Raw genomic sequence first — 15,227 nt, 5'->3', positions numbered from 1 at the left:
ATCCGGCCGGCGATCTTCACGGTGACCGAGTTGCCGGTCGCGTCCTTCATCTGGGAGGCGACGGTCCGCTTCCAGATCAGCTCGTACAGGCGGAACTGGTCGCCGGTCAGGCCCGTCTCGGCGGGGGTGCGGAAACGATCACCCGAAGGCCTGATCGCCTCGTGCGCCTCCTGCGCGTTCTTGACCTTGCCGGCGTAGACGCGCGGCTTCTCGGGCAGGTAGTCGGCCCCGTAGAGCTGGGTGACCTGTGCCCGGGCCGCCGCCACCGCGGTGTCGGAGAGCGTGGTGGAGTCCGTACGCATGTAGGTGATGAAGCCGTTCTCGTACAGCTTCTGCGCCACCTGCATCGTCGCCTTCGCGCCGAAGCCCAGCTTGCGCGAGGCCTCCTGCTGGAGGGTCGTCGTACGGAACGGGGCGTACGGGGAGCGGCGGTACGGCTTGGACTCGACCGAGCGGACGGAGAACTCGGCGCCCTGGAGCGCGGCGGCGAGCGCCCGCGCGTTCGCCTCGTCGAGGTGCAGCACATCGCCCTTGAGCTGCCCGTTCGGGCCGAAGTCGCGGCCCTGGGCGACGCGCTTGCCGTCGACCGTGTTCAGGCGGGCGACCAGCGAGGAGGGGTCGGAGGCGTCACCGGCGCGGCCGGTGCCGAAGGTGCCGGTGAGGTCCCAGTACTCGGCGGAGCGGAAGGCGATGCGCTCGCGCTCGCGCTCGACGACGAGGCGGGTGGCGACGGACTGGACGCGGCCGGCCGACAGCCGGGGCATGACCTTCTTCCACAGGACCGGCGAGACCTCGTAGCCGTAGAGGCGGTCGAGGATGCGGCGGGTCTCCTGGGCGTCGACCATGCGCTGGTTGAGTTCGCGCGGGTTGGCGACGGCGTCGCGGATGGCGTCCTTGGTGATCTCGTGGAAGACCATCCGGTGGACGGGGACCTTGGGCTTGAGCACTTCCTGGAGGTGCCACGCGATGGCTTCGCCCTCGCGGTCCTCATCGGTGGCGAGGAAGAGTTCGTCGGACTCGGCCAGCAGGTCCTTGAGCTTCCTGACCTGGGCCTTCTTGTCCGCGTTGACGACGTAGATCGGCGCGAAGTCGTGCTCGACGTCCACGCCGAGCCGGCGGACCTCGCCCGTGTACTTGTCGGGGACCTCGGCGGCCCCGTTCGGGAGGTCGCGGATGTGCCCGACGCTCGCCTCGACGACGTACCCAGGGCCGAGGTAGCCCTTGATCGTCTTCGCCTTGGCAGGGGACTCGACGATGACGAGTCGGCGGCCGCCCTGTGCGGTCTCGCTAGTCGGGGACAACTTGGCTCTTCTCTCCGGTCGGCACTCGGTCGCAGTACGGCGACGCTGCGGAGTGTGACGGTACAACCCGCCCCCGTGTCAAACGGCACAAGCCCGCAACGGCCACTCGAACGGTAACCCGACAAGTGCCATTTCTGCCGCCCGGATGCCGCGCCGGACCCCTCCCGGTCACCGGGCCGAGTGGCCTGGGGGCCGTCTGGCCCCGCCCCCGCACCCGTCGCGACGTCGGGTTTCACACCCCGCCGGAGATCATCGCCGGTCCGCGCCTCAGAACCGCTGGAGGCACCACACGCCCAGGGCCAGCGAGCCCGCGCCGGCGAGCAGGGCCAGCGGTACGGCCACCGCGGGGCGCACGCCCTCGGCGACCGGCGCCCGACGTCCGGCACGCGCCCCCGTCCAGACCAGCAGAGCGGTCCCGAACAGCAGGAACACGCCCGCCGCGAACACCGCCGGACCGCGTTCCATGCCTTTTCCCCCTCCACCCGGGCCGCCGGGGGATCCCCCCGAATCCCCCGCCCGGGTTACATCACGGGGTCGCCCGGCGCCGCGGCCCGGACGGGCTGCCGGAGGGGCTGCCGGACCGGCCTACCGGGCGGGCCCCGGCACGGGCTCCAGGAATCCCTGCTCGACCAGCATCCGGATCGCCTCCGGCGTCCGGTCGCGCAGGAGGACCGGGTCCTCGTCGACCAGCTGGGCGATCGCGTCGAGGATCCGGCCCGCGCTCAGCGAGCCGTCGCAGACCCCGGCGAAGCCCGCGCCGACCGTGTCCACCTTGGTGGCCCGGCGCATCCCGCGGTTCTGCCGGAGCACCACGTGCTCGGGGTCCTCCGCGCCGGGGGCGCCGACCTGCTCCTGGACGACCTCCTCGGTCAGCTGGAAGTACCCGGCCAGCAGCGCGGCGTCATCGTGTTCGCGCAGGTAGTCCTGGCGGGCGAAGTGCGCCAGGACGGTCTCGCCGAGCGGCTGTTCCACCGAGTGCGGCCACTCCTCGACCACGATCGAGGGCTCCGCCGCGTCGGTTCGGCGCAGCGTGATCCAGCCGAAGCCGACGGCCTTGGTCTTGCGGGACTCGAACTCGTCCAGCCAGTCCTCGTAGCGCGCCGCGTACTCGGCCGGGTCCGTGCGGTGGTCGCCGGCGTCGCGCAGCCACAGCTCCGCGTACTGCGTCACGTCCTGCACGTCGCGCTGCACGATCCACGCGTCGCAGCCGCGCGGCACCCAGGAGCGGACCCGGTCGTGCCAGTCCTCGCCCTCGACGTGCTGCCAGTTGCCGAGGAACTGGGCGAACCCGCCCGGGTTGAGGTGGTCCCCCGCCTGCTGGACCAGGGTCCGGCACAGGTCGTCGCCGCCCATCCCGCCGTCCCGGTACGTGAGCCGGGCACCGGGGGAGATGACGAAGGGCGGGTTCGACACGATCAGGTCGTACGTGGCGTCGCCGACGGGCTCGAACAGCGACCCGGTGAGCAGCTCGGCCTCCGGTGCCCCGGAGAGCGCCAGCGTCAACCGGGTGAATTCCAGGGCGCGCGGGTTGACGTCGGTGGCGGTGACCCGGGTGGCGTGCTGGGCCGCGTGCAGCGCCTGGATCCCGGATCCGGTGCCCAGGTCCAGGGCGGAGCCGACGGGGGTGCGGACGGTGATCCCGGCCAGGGTGGTGGAGGCTCCGCCGACGCCGAGTACGACGCCCTCCTCGCGGCTGCCGATGCCGCCGGCGCCGCCGACGGCGCAGCCGAGGTCGGAGACGATGAACCAGTCCTCGCCGTCGGGCCCGCCGTACGGGCGCACGTCGACCGTGGCGTGCACCTCATCGCCCTCCCGCCGCAGCCAGCCGTCGGCGAGCGCGGCCTCGACGGGCAGTGCCTGCGCGGCGTGCGCATGGGGCACGGGGCACTGCAGGAGGAACAGCCGCACCAGGGTGGCGAGGGGGCCGTCGCCGTGGCTGCGCGTGGCGCGCAGGGCGGGGACCGTCTCGCTGCGGGCGAGCGCGGCGTAGGCGGGGGCGCCGAGCAGGTCGAGCAGCCCGTCGGCGGTGAAACCGGCGGCGAGGAAGGCTTCGCGGAGCTCGGCGGCGCGGTCGGGCTGGGGGAGGCTGGTGGTACTCACCCGTCCATTGTGGCCGCTGGGACCGGTGATCCGTGCGATGCGCGGGGCGCGGCCGACCGGGTCCGCCCGGGATCCGGCCGCCCGGGCCTCGTACGCCCGCCCGCGCCCCGCGCCACGGCGGCTACTTGGGGGCCGAGACCTGGCAGCCCTTCTGGCTGTAGATCACCTTGAGGCCGGTCGAGTTGAGCTTCTCCTTGCTCGCAGTCTCGTTGGCCGCCACCTCCGTGAGACCGCCGGCGACCTGCTGCAGGCCGTCCGCGAACTTGGCCTGGTCCTTGGGGTCGAGGGCGTCGATCTTCGTCTTGAGGTCGGTGTAGCCCTTGGAGATCTCGCCGTAGCTCTTGACCACGGAGTCCTGGGCGGTCTTCCCGTCCTTGACCGGGGCCTCACCGGCCGCCGTGAGGGAGGCGGCCATGCTCTTGTAGGACTCGGAAAGGGTCTGGAAGGCGGCCGAGTCGGTCTTCTGGACCTCCTCGGGCTTGCTGCTCTGCGAAGCGACCCGCTTCAGGTCGTCGTTGGTGCCCTTGATCTTGGTGAGCTCGGGCTCCCACTTGTCGCAGACCTTCTTGGCCCAGGCGTCGGCCTTCTTGTCGCCGTCGTCGTCACCGCCGCAGCCGGACAGCACGAGCATCAGTACTGCACCGCAGGACACCGCGGCCGCAAGCTTCTTGTTCACCGGATTGGTCCCTTCGATGGCTCTCGGCCGGAAGATACACGCCCGCCATCCGAGCACACAGAAAGGCGGACGGACGGCGCGTCAGTACGCGCCGCCCGTCCGCCGTTCGGGCGCATCCCCGGACCGGTCGGCCCACAGGCCCGCGGGCCGTCCCGGGCCCTTCCGGGCCGCCCTCAGGGGCTCCGCGGGGTCAGGAGACGGCCGCCGGGTCCGCCGGCTGCGCCACACGCTCCGCGGCCGCGTCCTGCGCCTCGTCGTCGCCGACGGCGATGCCGCGCCGCTTGGAGGCGTACACCGCGGCGACGATGATCAGCAGCGCGATCGCCGCGACGACCGCGCGCACGGTCGCGCTGGTGTCCGCGCCGTAGCTGAACTGCACGACGGCCGGGGCGATCAGCAAGGCCACCAGGTTCATGACCTTCAGGAGCGGGTTGATGGCCGGGCCGGCGGTGTCCTTGAAGGGGTCGCCGACGGTGTCGCCGATGACGACCGCGGCATGGGCCTCGCTGCCCTTGCCGCCGTGGTGGCCGTCCTCGACGAGCTTCTTCGCGTTGTCCCACGCGCCGCCGGAGTTCGCGAGGAAGACCGCCATCAGGGTGCCGCAGCCGATGGCGCCCGCGAGGAAGGAGCCGAGCGCGCCGACGCCGAGGGTGAAGCCGACCGCGATCGGGGTGAGCACGGCGAGCAGGCCCGGAGTGGCCAGTTCGCGCAGGGCGTCCTTGGTGCAGATGTCCACGACGCGCCCGTACTCGGGCTTCTCGGAGTAGTCCATGATCCCGGGGTGCTCGCGGAACTGGCGGCGCACCTCGTAGACGACGGCGCCCGCGGAGCGGGACACGGCGTTGATGGCCAGGCCCGAGAACAGGAACACGACGGCCGCGCCCAGGATCAGGCCCACCAGGTTGTTGGGCTGGGCGATGGCGAGGCTGAGGTTCATCTCCCCGGCCTTGGCGCCGACCGACTTGACCGCGTTGGTGATGGCGTCGTTGTACGAGCCGAAGAGCGCGGCCGCGGCGAGGACGGCGGTGGCGATGGCGATGCCCTTGGTGATGGCCTTGGTGGTGTTGCCGACGGCGTCGAGGTCGGTGAGGACCTGGGCGCCCGCGCCCTCGACGTCGCCGGACATCTCCGCGATGCCCTGGGCGTTGTCGGAGACCGGGCCGAAGGTGTCCATGGCGACGATGACGCCCACGGTGGTGAGCAGGCCGGTGCCGGCCAGGGCCACCGCGAAGAGGGCGAGCATGATCGACGTGCCGCCGAGGAGGAAGGCGCCGTAGACGCCGAGGCCGATGAGCAGCGCCGTGTAGACGGCGGACTCCAGGCCGACGGAGATGCCGGCGAGGACCACGGTGGCGGGGCCGGTCAGCGAGGTCTTGCCGATGTCCCGGACGGGGCGTCGGCTGGTCTCGGTGAAGTAGCCGGTCAGCTGCTGGATCAGGGCCGCGAGCACGATGCCGATGGCGACGGCGACCACGGCCAGGATCCGCGGGTCCCCGTCGTGGTTCAGGATCGCGGCGTCCTCGACGCCGGTGAGTTCCTTGTAGGTGGCCGGGAGGTAGGCGTAGACGGCGGCGCCCACGAGCACCAGGGAGATCACCGCGGAGATGAAGAAGCCGCGGTTGATCGCGGTCATCCCGCTGCGGTCGGAGCGGCGCGGGGCCACGGCGAAGATGCCGATCATGGCGGTGATGACGCCGATGGCGGGCACGATCAGCGGGAAGGCGAGGCCGAGGTCGCCGAAGGCGGCCTTGCCGAGGATGAGGGCGGCCACGAGGGTGACGGCGTAGGACTCGAAGAGGTCGGCCGCCATCCCCGCGCAGTCGCCGACGTTGTCGCCCACATTGTCGGCGATGGTCGCGGCATTGCGCGGATCGTCCTCCGGAATGCCCTGCTCGACCTTGCCGACCAGGTCGGCGCCCACGTCGGCGGCCTTGGTGAAGATGCCGCCGCCCACGCGCATGAACATCGCGATGAGCGCGGCGCCGAGGCCGAAGCCCTCCAGCACCTTGGGGGCGTCGGCGGCGTAGACGAGCACGACGCAGGAGGCGCCGAGCAGGCCGAGGCCGACGGTGAACATGCCGACCACGCCACCGGTGCGGAAGGCGATCTTCATGGCCTTGTGGGCGACTTCGGTCAGGTCCTTGGCGGGCTCGCCCTCGGCGGGGGTGGCCTCGCGGGCGGCCGCGGCGACGCGGACGTTGGCGCGGACCGCGAGGCGCATGCCGATGTAGCCGGTGGTGGCCGAGAAGAGGGCGCCGACGAGGAAGAAGGCGGAGCGGCCGGAGCGCTGCGTCCAGTCGTCGGCGGGGAGCAGGAAGAGCAGGAAGAAGACCACGACCGCGAAGATGCCGAGGGTGCGCAACTGGCGGCCCAGATAGGCGTTCGCGCCCTCCTGCACCGCCGCGGCGATCTTCTTCATGCTGCTGGTGCCCTCGTCGGCGGCGAGGACCTGGCGGACCAGGATCTGCGCGACGACGAGTGCGGCCAGTGCGATGCCCGCGATGACGAACACGATGAGCCGGTTGTCATCCGTGAGTACTGCGGCCGCCAGATCATCGGCGTGATCCACGGCATTGGGGGTGAAGAGCCCCGTCATTCGTCCTCCTTGACGTGATGAGCTCAAGATGTGGACGGATTGTAGGGAGCGCACCCTGATCAAAACAGTGGGCGTGAAACGGAATTGGCGTGCTCTTGCTCCTCAGCAATAGATCGCGTCACTCCTTTACCCCCGAAAGAGGTAATGGGGCAAAGCCATTGACGGCCGATCAGCGATCTAGAGGATTTCCGGGAAAATGAAAAAGGCCCTGCTCAGCAGGGCCTTGATAAAGATCGGAAGATACGACGGGCGGGCCTTACGGAAGATCGGGAACCCCGGCGACGGGCCATCGCATCCGGATCGTTCCGCCCGATTCCCCACTGGTCACGGAGACGTCGTCGACGAGGCCGCTGATCACGGCGAGCCCCATCTCGTCCTCACCGTCGGCATCCGGGTCCAGGGCCGCGTCCATGGCGGGGACCGGCTCGGACGAACCGCCGGCCGGCCCGGGCACCTCGTCGCCGACCTCGATGGAGAACACCTTCTCCTCCTCGATCAGCACCACCCGGACGGGCGCGGTCAACCCGTTGCTGCGGTGCAGTCCGACGGCACGCGAACAGGCCTCGCCCACGGCGAGGCGGACCTCGTCGAGGACGGCTTCCTCCACCCCCGCCCGGCGCGCCACGGCGGCCGCGACCAGGCGGGCCGTGCGGACGTGTTCGGGCTGGGCGCTGAAACGCAGTTCAACGGTGGCCATGTGCGTCCCCCTCGGACTACAGGCGTGCCTTGACAGGGGCCCGGACCACCCAGGGTCCGGGTACCCCCTCCTCGGCGGCTCCTCGTATCCGGAGCCGTATGTCAGTCGGTGGCCTGGACGGCGTCGTCCACCGAGGTGTGGATCGGGAACACCTTCGTCAGACCGGTGATCCGGAAGATCTTCAGGATGCGCTCCTGGTTGCAGACCAGACGCAGCGAGCCCTCGTGCGCACGAACGCGCTTGAGGCCTCCCACGAGCACACCGAGGCCGGTGGAGTCGAGGAAGTCCACTCGCTCCATGTCGACAACCAGGTGGTAGCTGCCGTCGTTCACCAACTCCACCAACTGCTCGCGCAGCTTGGGCGCGGTATACACATCAATCTCGCCACCGACCTCTACGACCGTGCGGTCGCCGACAGTGCGAGTCGACAGGGACAGGTCCACGGATCCTCCAGCACCTTGCTATCGAGCGGCGCCCCCCAGGGGCCTCCCACCCGAAGGTAGGGGAGGGATCGGCTGCCGCGATGGCATTCAATCACTTACCGGCAGGCGCGCACGACGCCTTGAGACCATTGTCCCGCACGCCGGTGACACACTCGGTTCCAATGGCCAACACTCACCGCCCCGGTCCGGCCACGGCACCGGAGGACCCACGACCCACCCCCGGCACCGTTCTGGACCGCCTGTCACGGGGGCCTTCCCGAGCTGCGCGCATCACCCATACGGAGCACTTGCCCCCTCGGGAGGGCCGTCATGCGGTCTGGCCGCACCGCGTCCGAACGGATGTCGTGGCCGCGATCCGTGCCGCGGGAATCGAACACCCGTGGGAGCACCAGGCCGCGGCCGCCGAGCACGCCCTGGACGGCGAGTCGGTGGTCATCGCCACCGGAACCGCCTCCGGCAAGTCCCTGGCCTATCTGGCCCCCGTCCCTGGCCTATCTGGCCCCCGTCCTGTCGGCCCTCGCCGACGGCGCCGAGGCACCGAACGGACGCGGTGCGACCGCCCTCTACCTGGCTCCGACCAAAGCTCTGGCCGCCGACCAGCGGCGCGCCGTCCGGGAACTGGCCGCACCCCTCGGGAACGCGGTGCGACCGGCCGTGTACGACGGGGACACGCCCGTCGAGGAACGCGAGTGGGTACGCCAGTACGCCAACTACGTGCTGACCAACCCCGACATGCTGCACCGGGGCGTCCTGCCCTCCCACCCCCGCTGGTCCTCCTTCCTCAAGGCCCTGCGGTACGTCGTCATCGACGAGTGCCACAGCTACCGCGGGGTGTTCGGCTCGCACGTCGCCCAGGTGCTGCGGCGGCTGCGCCGGCTGTGCGCCCGCTACGGCTCGGAGCCGGTGTTCCTGCTGGCCTCCGCCACGGCGAGCGACCCCGCGGCGGCCGCCACCCGGCTGACCGGGGTCCCGGTCACCGGGATCACCGACGACGCCTCGCCGCGCGGCGAGGTGGTCTTCGCCCTGTGGGAGCCGCCGCTGACCGAGCTCAAGGGCGAGAAGGGCGCCCCGGTGCGCCGCACCGCGACGGCGGAGACCGCCGACCTGCTCACCGACCTGGTCGTCCAGGGGGTCCGCACGGTGGCCTTCGTCCGCTCCCGGCGCGGCGCCGAACTGATCTCCGTGATCACCCAGGAGCGGCTGGCCCAGGTGGACCGGTCGCTGCCCCGGCGGGTCGCGGCCTACCGGGGCGGCTACCTGCCCGAGGAGCGCCGCGCCCTGGAGCGGGCCCTGCACTCCGGGGAACTGCTGGGGCTGGCCGCCACCACGGCCCTGGAGCTCGGCGTGGACGTGTCCGGCCTGGACGCCGTACTGATCACCGGCTATCCGGGCACCCGGGCCTCGCTGTGGCAGCAGGCCGGGCGCGCCGGCCGCTCGGGGCAGGGCGCCCTGGCGGTGCTGATCGCCCGCGACGACCCGCTGGACACCTATCTGGTCCACCACCCCGAGGCCCTCTTCCGGCAGCCGGTGGAGGCCACCGTGCTGGACCCCGACAACCCCTACGTCCTGGCCCCGCACCTGTGCGCGGCCGCCGCCGAGCTGCCCCTGACCGAGACCGACCTGGACCTCTTCGGCCCGGCGACGGCCGGGCTGCTGCCCCAGCTGGAGGCGGCGAAGCTGCTGCGGCGCAGGACCGCGGCCTGGCACTGGACCCGCCGGGAACGGGCCTCGGACCTGGCCGACATCCGCGGCGGCGGGGGCCGCCCGGTGCAGATCGTCGAGGCCGGGACCGGGCGGCTGCTGGGCACCGTCGACGAGTCCGCCTCCCACACCGCGGTCCACGACGGCGCCGTCCACCTCCACCAGGGCCGCACCTACCTGGTGCGGCGGCTGGACCTGGAGGAGTCCGTGGCCCTGGTCGAGGAGGCGGACCCGCCCTTCTCCACCACGGCCCGCGACACCACCTCGATCTCCGTCCTGGAGACCGAGACCGAGGTCCCCTGGGGCGCCGCCCGGCTCTGCTACGGCTCCGTCGAGGTCACCAACCAGGTCGTCTCCTACCTGCGCCGCAAGCTGATCACCGGCGAGGTGCTCGGCGAGGCCAAGCTGGACCTGCCGCCGCGCACCCTGCGCACCAGGGCCGTGTGGTGGACGGTCACCGAGGACCAGCTCGACGAGGCCCGGATCAACCCGGAGATCCTCGGCGGCGCCCTGCACGCCGCCGAGCACGCCTCCATCGGCCTGCTCCCGCTGTTCGCCACCTGCGACCGCTGGGACATCGGCGGGGTCTCCGTCCCGCTGCACCCGGACACCCTGCTGCCCACGGTGTTCGTGTACGACGGCCACCCCGGCGGCGCCGGCTTCGCGGAGCGGGCCTTCCACACGGCCCGGGCGTGGCTGACGGCCACCCGGGACGCCATCGCCGCCTGCGAGTGCGAGGCGGGCTGCCCCTCCTGCATCCAGTCCCCCAAGTGCGGCAACGGAAACGACCCCCTCCACAAGCGCGGCGCGATCCGCCTCCTCACCCGCCTCCTGGCCCCGCCCGCCTGAGCCGCCGGGCCCGGCCCCGCCCGACGGCGCCACGACCTCGGCCCCCGGAGCCGGCACCACGGGCGGACCCGCACGGGCGGCGACCGCCGGGGCGAAGGGGCCCGCCCGGACCACGGCGGTGACCTCGGCCACCTCGCCGCCGACGCGGCACCGGGCCACCACCGCCCCCTGGGCCCCCGCCACCCGCCCGGCCGCCGCGCAGGCGGCCTGCGGACCGTGCGCCCAGACGGCGGCTGCGGCGAGGGCCGCCAGATCGGCCGCCGCACCCGCCCGGTGCCGGGCCACCACGGCCTGCCCGAGCAGCAGCACGCCCCCGAACACCGCCACCAGAGCGGTGGCCACCACGGTGGCCCACACCGTCGCGGAACCCCGGTCCCGGCTCACGGCGGCGGCCCCACGCTGTCCTCGGCCAGGGCCACCGCCCGCGCCCCGATCCGTACCGGCAGCCCGGCCGGACCCGGGGCGGGCGCCGCCACCCGCACCCGCCACAGGTCGCCGGACCGCTCCAGCTCCACCTCGGCCCCCGGCGGGGCCGCCTGCCGGGCCGCCGCCAGCACCGCGCCGACCGGTTCCGACCGGGCCGCCGCCCGAGCGCCCGCCCGGGCGGCGTCCACACACCGGATCTGCGCGGCCGCCGCCATCAGCGCCCACACCAGCAGCGCCGCGAACAGCACCAGAGCCGGAATGACGAGGGCCGCCTCCGCCGTCACATAGCCCCGGTCCGGGGCGGCCGGCGGCTTTCGCTCAGAAGGGCGCATCGAGCGCCTTCCCGATGGTCGACTGAAGGGCCGTCGCGACCACGTCACTCGTCACCACCTTGTACAGGACCGCCGCGAACGCACAGGCCGCGATCGTGCCCATGGCGTATTCCGAAGTGGACATTCCCGTGTCGCTCCCGCGACCGCTCAGCGCCGCCCGCAGACGGAACCAGATGATCCTCATGACAACCTCCTGTGGGATTACGTTCTTGATCTGATTTCAGGTTTTGATTCCGAAACTCCCGGCGGAACGGCCCGGCTACCGGAGGACTTCGGGATTTCAGCCGGCCGACAGCAGACCGGAAGCCATTCCGATCACCACCGGTGCCACTCCGACCGCCAGGAACGCGGGGAGGAAGCACAGCCCGACCGGCGCGGTGACCATCACCGCGGCCCGCTGCGCCCGGGCACCCGCCCGCCGGGAGCGGTCCGCCCGCAGGGCCGCCGCCAGCCGGGCCACCGGCTCCGCCGCGGGCGCCCCGGTCCGCGCGGCGCGCTCCAGGCACTCCGCCAGCCCCCGGGCGCCGGGTATGCCCGCCAACCTCCCCCACGCCGCTCCCGGTTCACCGCCGAGCCGCAGCTCGGCCCCGGCGAGCGCCAGCCGCTCGCCCACCGGCCCGCCCAGCGACTCCCCCACCGCCTCGGCCGCCTCCACCGGCCCCGCGCCCGCCGCCAGACAGGCGGCCGACCACCACCGCACCCCGGCCGCCGCGGCGCACCCGGCCGGCAGCCCCCACGCCCCGCCGACCAGCACCCAGCCCGTCAGCAGCGCCCCGGCCGGCCCCGCCCAGGCCACCGCCGCCGCCCGCACCCGGCGGCCCCGCGGCGACCCGGGCCGCACGGTCCGGGCCGTCCGGAAGACGACGGCGAGCCTTCGCCGCGCCGCCCGCCGCACCAGCCGCGCCGACACCGCCGAAGCCAGGCACCACACCACCACCGCGAGGCACAGCACCGTCCCCAGCCTGTGGACCACCGCCCCGCCCATCACCGCTCCCCCGTCCGCACGATCCGCCGGCACCACAGCAGCCCCAGGACCTCCAGCACCCCGCCCGCCACCAGACAGCCCCACCCGACCGGGGAGTGCAGCAGCACCTCCAGCGGATCCGCCCCGAGCGCGGTCCCCATCAGCAGCCCCACCAGGGGGAGCAGGGCGAGCACCAGCGTCGTCGACCTGGCCCCCGCCAGCTGGGCCCGCAGCGACTCCTTCCGGTCCCGCTCGGCCCGCAGGGCGCCCTCCAGCCGGTCCAGGCCGGCCGCCAGGCCCGCGCCGCCGTCCACCGAGACCCGCCAGCAGGCCGCCATCGCGGCCAGCCCCTCCGCGCCCGGCTCCCGCGCCGCCTCCTGGAGGGCGCCGGCCACGTCCCCGCCGAAGGCCGCGGCCGCCAGTACGGCCGCCTCCGCCGGGCCCGGGCCCCCGGGACCGGCCGCCGTACGCCGTATCGCCGCCGTCAGCGCCCGCCCCGGCTGGGCGCCGGCCCGCAGCTCGCCGACCACGGCCCCGCACAGCTCCACCACCCCGGCGGCCCGTGCCTCCCGCGCCCGCTCCCGCCACCGGGCCCGCAGCCACCCGCGCAGCAGCGGCACCGACGCGGCTGCCAGAACCAGCGGGATCAGCGAACCGCCCAGCACGGCCACCAGCAGGCCGGCCCCGACCGCCGCCCCCTCCCGCCACCACGCGGCCCGCACCCGCACCGCCGCCACCAGCCGCCATCCGGGCGAGGGCCCGCGCGGCACGACCGGCACGCCCCCCGCCAGCACCAGCCGGGCCCGGCGGGACACCCCGTCGCCCCCGGCCAGCCCCCAGGCGGCGGCCCCGGCGCAGAGCACCCCGGCGAACACCGGCACCGACCCGAGGGCCCCGGCGTTCACCGCGCACCCCGCAGCAGCGGGCCGAGCCGCTCCCAGCCCCGCTCCCGCACGAACCCGCGGGCGCCCCAGCGCAGCGCGGGGACGGTCACGACCAGCCCGGCCGGATCCCGCTCCAGCACATGGACCTCGGCCACCCTCCGGCGCCCCGACCGGTCCCGGGCGAGGTGGACCACCAGGGTCAGCGCGGCGGCCAACTGGCTGTGCAGGGCCGCCCGGTCGAGTCCGGCGGCGGTTCCGAGCGCCTCCAGCCGGGCCGGGACGTGCTCGGCGGCATTGGCGTGGACCGTGCCGCAGCCCCCTTCGTGACCGGTGTTCAGAGCGGCCAGCAGATCGGCCACTTCGGCCCCGCGCACCTCGCCGACCACCAGCCGGTCGGGGCGCATCCGCAGGGCCTGGCGGACCAGGTCGGCCAGGGTGACCAGGCCCGCGCCCTCCTGGTTCGCGGGCCGGGTCTCCAGCCGCACCACATGCGGGTGGTCGGGCCGCAGTTCGGCGGAGTCCTCGGCCAGCACGATCCGTTCGGCCGGCCCGACCAGTCCGAGCAGGGCGCTGAGCAGGGTGGTCTTGCCCGTACCCGTCCCGCCCGAGACGAGGAAGGACAGCCGGGCCTCGACCATCGCCCGCAGCAGCCGCTGTCCGCCCGGCGGCAGGGTCCCCGCGGCGACCAGCTCCTCCAGCGTGAACGCCTTGGGCCGCACCACCCGCAGCGACAGGCACGCCGACCCGACGGCCACCGGCGGGAGGACGGCATGCAGCCGGGTGCCGTCCGGCATCCGGGCGTCCACCCAGGGCCGGGCGTCGTCCAGCCGCCGGCCCGCGACGGCGGCCAGCCGCTGGGCCAGCCTGCGCACGGCCTCGGCGTCGGCGAAGGTCACCTCCGTCAGCTCCAGCCCGCCGCCCCGGTCCACCCACACCCGGTCCGGGGCGGCCACCAGCACATCGGTGACCCCGGGGTCCTCGAGCAGCCGCTCCAGCGGGCCCGCACCGACCAGCTCGGACCGCAACTCGGCGGCAACGCCCAGCACTTCCGCGTCCCCGAGCAACCGTCCCTGCGCCCGCAGGGCCGCGGCGACCCGGGCCGGCGTGGGCTCCGCACCGGACTCGGCGAGACGCCGGCGGACGGCGTCCAGCAGGACCGCGCTCATGCCGGCACCCCCTGCGCCGGGCCGAGGGCCCGCTGCCAGAAGCCGTCACAGAAGCGGGCCAACACCCCCCGCGCGCCCGGCGGTTCCCCCTCGGCCACCCGCCCCGGGAGCCCCACCTCCACCGGCACCTCGCCGGCCAGCGGCGCTCCCAGCAGCCCCGCGACCGCTTCGGCGTCGAGCCCCTGCCGACAGCGGCCCCGTACGACCACGCGGACGTCCCGGGCCACCATCCGCACCCCGGCCGCGACGCGCCCCGCCGCGGCCACCGACCGCAGTTCACCGAGGACCACCAGCAGGACGAGGTCCAGCTGGGCCAGTACCTCCGCGACGGCCTCGTCCACCCGCCGGGGCAGGTCGACCACGACGACCCCGCCGCGCCGGCGGGCGGCGGCCACCACCGACCGCATGGCGGCGGGCGGTACCACCACCCGGTCCCCGCGGTCCCAGCTCAGCACCCGCAGCGCGTGCAGCTCGGGGAGGGACTCCTCCAGCGCCCCGGCCCCGACCCGGCCGCGCGAGGCGGCGAAGTCCGGCCAGCGCAGCCCCTCGGCGCCCTCACCCCCGAGCAGGACGTCCATGCCGCCCCCGAGGGGGTCGCCGTCGATGAGGATGGTGCGCTCCCCGGCCCGGGCGGCCCGGAGCGCCAGGGCGCAGGCGAGGGTGGAGGCCCCGGCCCCGCCGCTCCCGCCGATGACCCCGACGGTGAGGGCGGGCCGTCCGGCCCCTTCCACCACGTCGGCGAGGCGGTCGACGAGCCGGTTCTCGGCGTCGGGGAGCCGCAGCACCTCCTCGGCGCCGAGCTCCACGGCCCGCTGCCACACGAAGGGGTCGTCGAGGTCCCGGCCGACGAGGAACACCCCCGGCCGGCGCGGCGCCCCGCGCACCCGGCGGGCGGCGTCGTCCCCGACCAGGACCAGCGGGGCGCTCTCCCATCCGACGCCTCCGCGCGGCGCGGCGGCCTCGGAGCCGCCGCCGGGGCCCCCACCGGCTCCGCTTTGCTCGGGCACCGCATGGTGCACGTGCGGCTCGGCGCCCGCGGCGGCGCACAGCCGCAGCAGATCGTCGAGCAGCAGCGGGTCCTCGGTGATGATC

Annotated in this window: 13 protein-coding genes and 2 pseudogenes; 1 reads left to right on the top strand and 14 read right to left on the bottom strand. The window is 74.1% G+C overall.

The annotated features are described in order from the left end of the window. The 7 genes from topA to bldG all read right to left on the bottom strand — a co-directional run. Positions 1–1,301: type I DNA topoisomerase (topA, locus tag VR44_RS03440; protein ID WP_045945855.1), on the bottom strand; the 1,301-nt coding region annotated here is incomplete at its 3' end. A 267-nt stretch (positions 1,302–1,568) separates the two neighbouring features. After that, entirely contained in the window at positions 1,569–1,766 is a 198-nt protein-coding gene (locus VR44_RS03435; RefSeq protein WP_045945854.1) for a hypothetical protein, read from the bottom strand. A gap of 120 nt (positions 1,767–1,886) precedes the next feature. Then, positions 1,887–3,401 carry a N5-glutamine methyltransferase family protein gene (locus VR44_RS03430; RefSeq protein ID WP_045945853.1) on the bottom strand — a complete coding sequence of 505 codons (1,515 nt, stop codon included), beginning with the start codon at positions 3,399–3,401 and terminating at the stop codon, positions 1,887–1,889. Positions 3,402–3,522: 121 nt separating this feature from the next. After that, positions 3,523–4,077, bottom strand: a complete 555-nt coding sequence (locus tag VR44_RS03425; RefSeq protein ID WP_045945852.1) for a hypothetical protein — start codon at positions 4,075–4,077, stop codon at positions 3,523–3,525. Between the two features lie 190 nt (positions 4,078–4,267). Further along, the gene (locus VR44_RS03420; protein ID WP_045945851.1) at positions 4,268–6,673 is read right to left on the bottom strand and encodes a sodium-translocating pyrophosphatase; all 2,406 of its coding nucleotides are present in this window, start codon (positions 6,671–6,673) and stop codon (positions 4,268–4,270) included. 256 nt (positions 6,674–6,929) lie between these two features. After that, entirely contained in the window at positions 6,930–7,370 is a 441-nt protein-coding gene (locus VR44_RS03415; RefSeq protein WP_045945850.1) for an ATP-binding protein, read from the bottom strand. 101 nt (positions 7,371–7,471) lie between these two features. Next, positions 7,472–7,813 (bottom strand): anti-sigma factor antagonist BldG, encoded by a 342-nt coding sequence (gene bldG / locus VR44_RS03410; protein WP_004939779.1) that lies wholly within the window; start codon positions 7,811–7,813, stop codon positions 7,472–7,474. Between the two features lie 80 nt (positions 7,814–7,893). Here bldG and VR44_RS03405 point away from each other — a divergent pair. Next, positions 7,894–10,363: pseudogene (locus VR44_RS03405) on the top strand (DEAD/DEAH box helicase). Between the two features lie 123 nt (positions 10,364–10,486). Here the strand turns inward: VR44_RS03405 and VR44_RS46820 are convergent. From VR44_RS46820 to ssd, 7 genes and pseudogenes are all read right to left on the bottom strand, one after another. Then, a pseudogene (locus VR44_RS46820) lies at positions 10,487–10,684 on the bottom strand (Rv3654c family TadE-like protein); the annotation flags it as partial. A 59-nt stretch (positions 10,685–10,743) separates the two neighbouring features. Beyond that, complete coding sequence (locus VR44_RS43720) at positions 10,744–11,121, bottom strand: TadE family type IV pilus minor pilin (protein WP_107072490.1); 378 nt, start codon at positions 11,119–11,121, stop codon at positions 10,744–10,746. Next, positions 11,108–11,305 carry a DUF4244 domain-containing protein gene (locus tag VR44_RS03395; protein WP_045945848.1) on the bottom strand — a complete coding sequence of 66 codons (198 nt, stop codon included), beginning with the start codon at positions 11,303–11,305 and terminating at the stop codon, positions 11,108–11,110. Before VR44_RS03395 ends, VR44_RS43720 begins: the two co-directional genes overlap by 14 nt. A 96-nt stretch (positions 11,306–11,401) precedes the next feature. Further along, complete coding sequence (locus tag VR44_RS03390; protein WP_045945847.1) at positions 11,402–12,106, bottom strand: type II secretion system F family protein; 705 nt, start codon at positions 12,104–12,106, stop codon at positions 11,402–11,404. Continuing rightward, entirely contained in the window at positions 12,106–12,990 is an 885-nt protein-coding gene (locus VR44_RS03385; RefSeq protein ID WP_045945846.1) for a type II secretion system F family protein, read from the bottom strand. The genes VR44_RS03390 and VR44_RS03385 overlap by 1 nt, the downstream gene beginning before the upstream one ends. After that, complete coding sequence (locus VR44_RS03380) at positions 12,987–14,135, bottom strand: TadA family conjugal transfer-associated ATPase (RefSeq protein ID WP_045945845.1); 1,149 nt, start codon at positions 14,133–14,135, stop codon at positions 12,987–12,989. Before VR44_RS03380 ends, VR44_RS03385 begins: the two co-directional genes overlap by 4 nt. Then, positions 14,132–15,226, bottom strand: a complete 1,095-nt coding sequence (gene ssd, locus VR44_RS03375; protein ID WP_094191408.1) for a septum site-determining protein Ssd — start codon at positions 15,224–15,226, stop codon at positions 14,132–14,134. Before ssd ends, VR44_RS03380 begins: the two co-directional genes overlap by 4 nt. Position 15,227 lies beyond the last annotated feature (1 nt).

The sequence above is a fragment of the Streptomyces katrae genome (genome assembly GCF_000966975.1).
GTDB lineage: Bacteria > Actinomycetota > Actinomycetes > Streptomycetales > Streptomycetaceae > Streptomyces > Streptomyces katrae.
The sequence above is the reverse complement of the archived record's forward strand: the minus strand, read 5'-3'. Positions and strand labels throughout refer to the sequence as shown.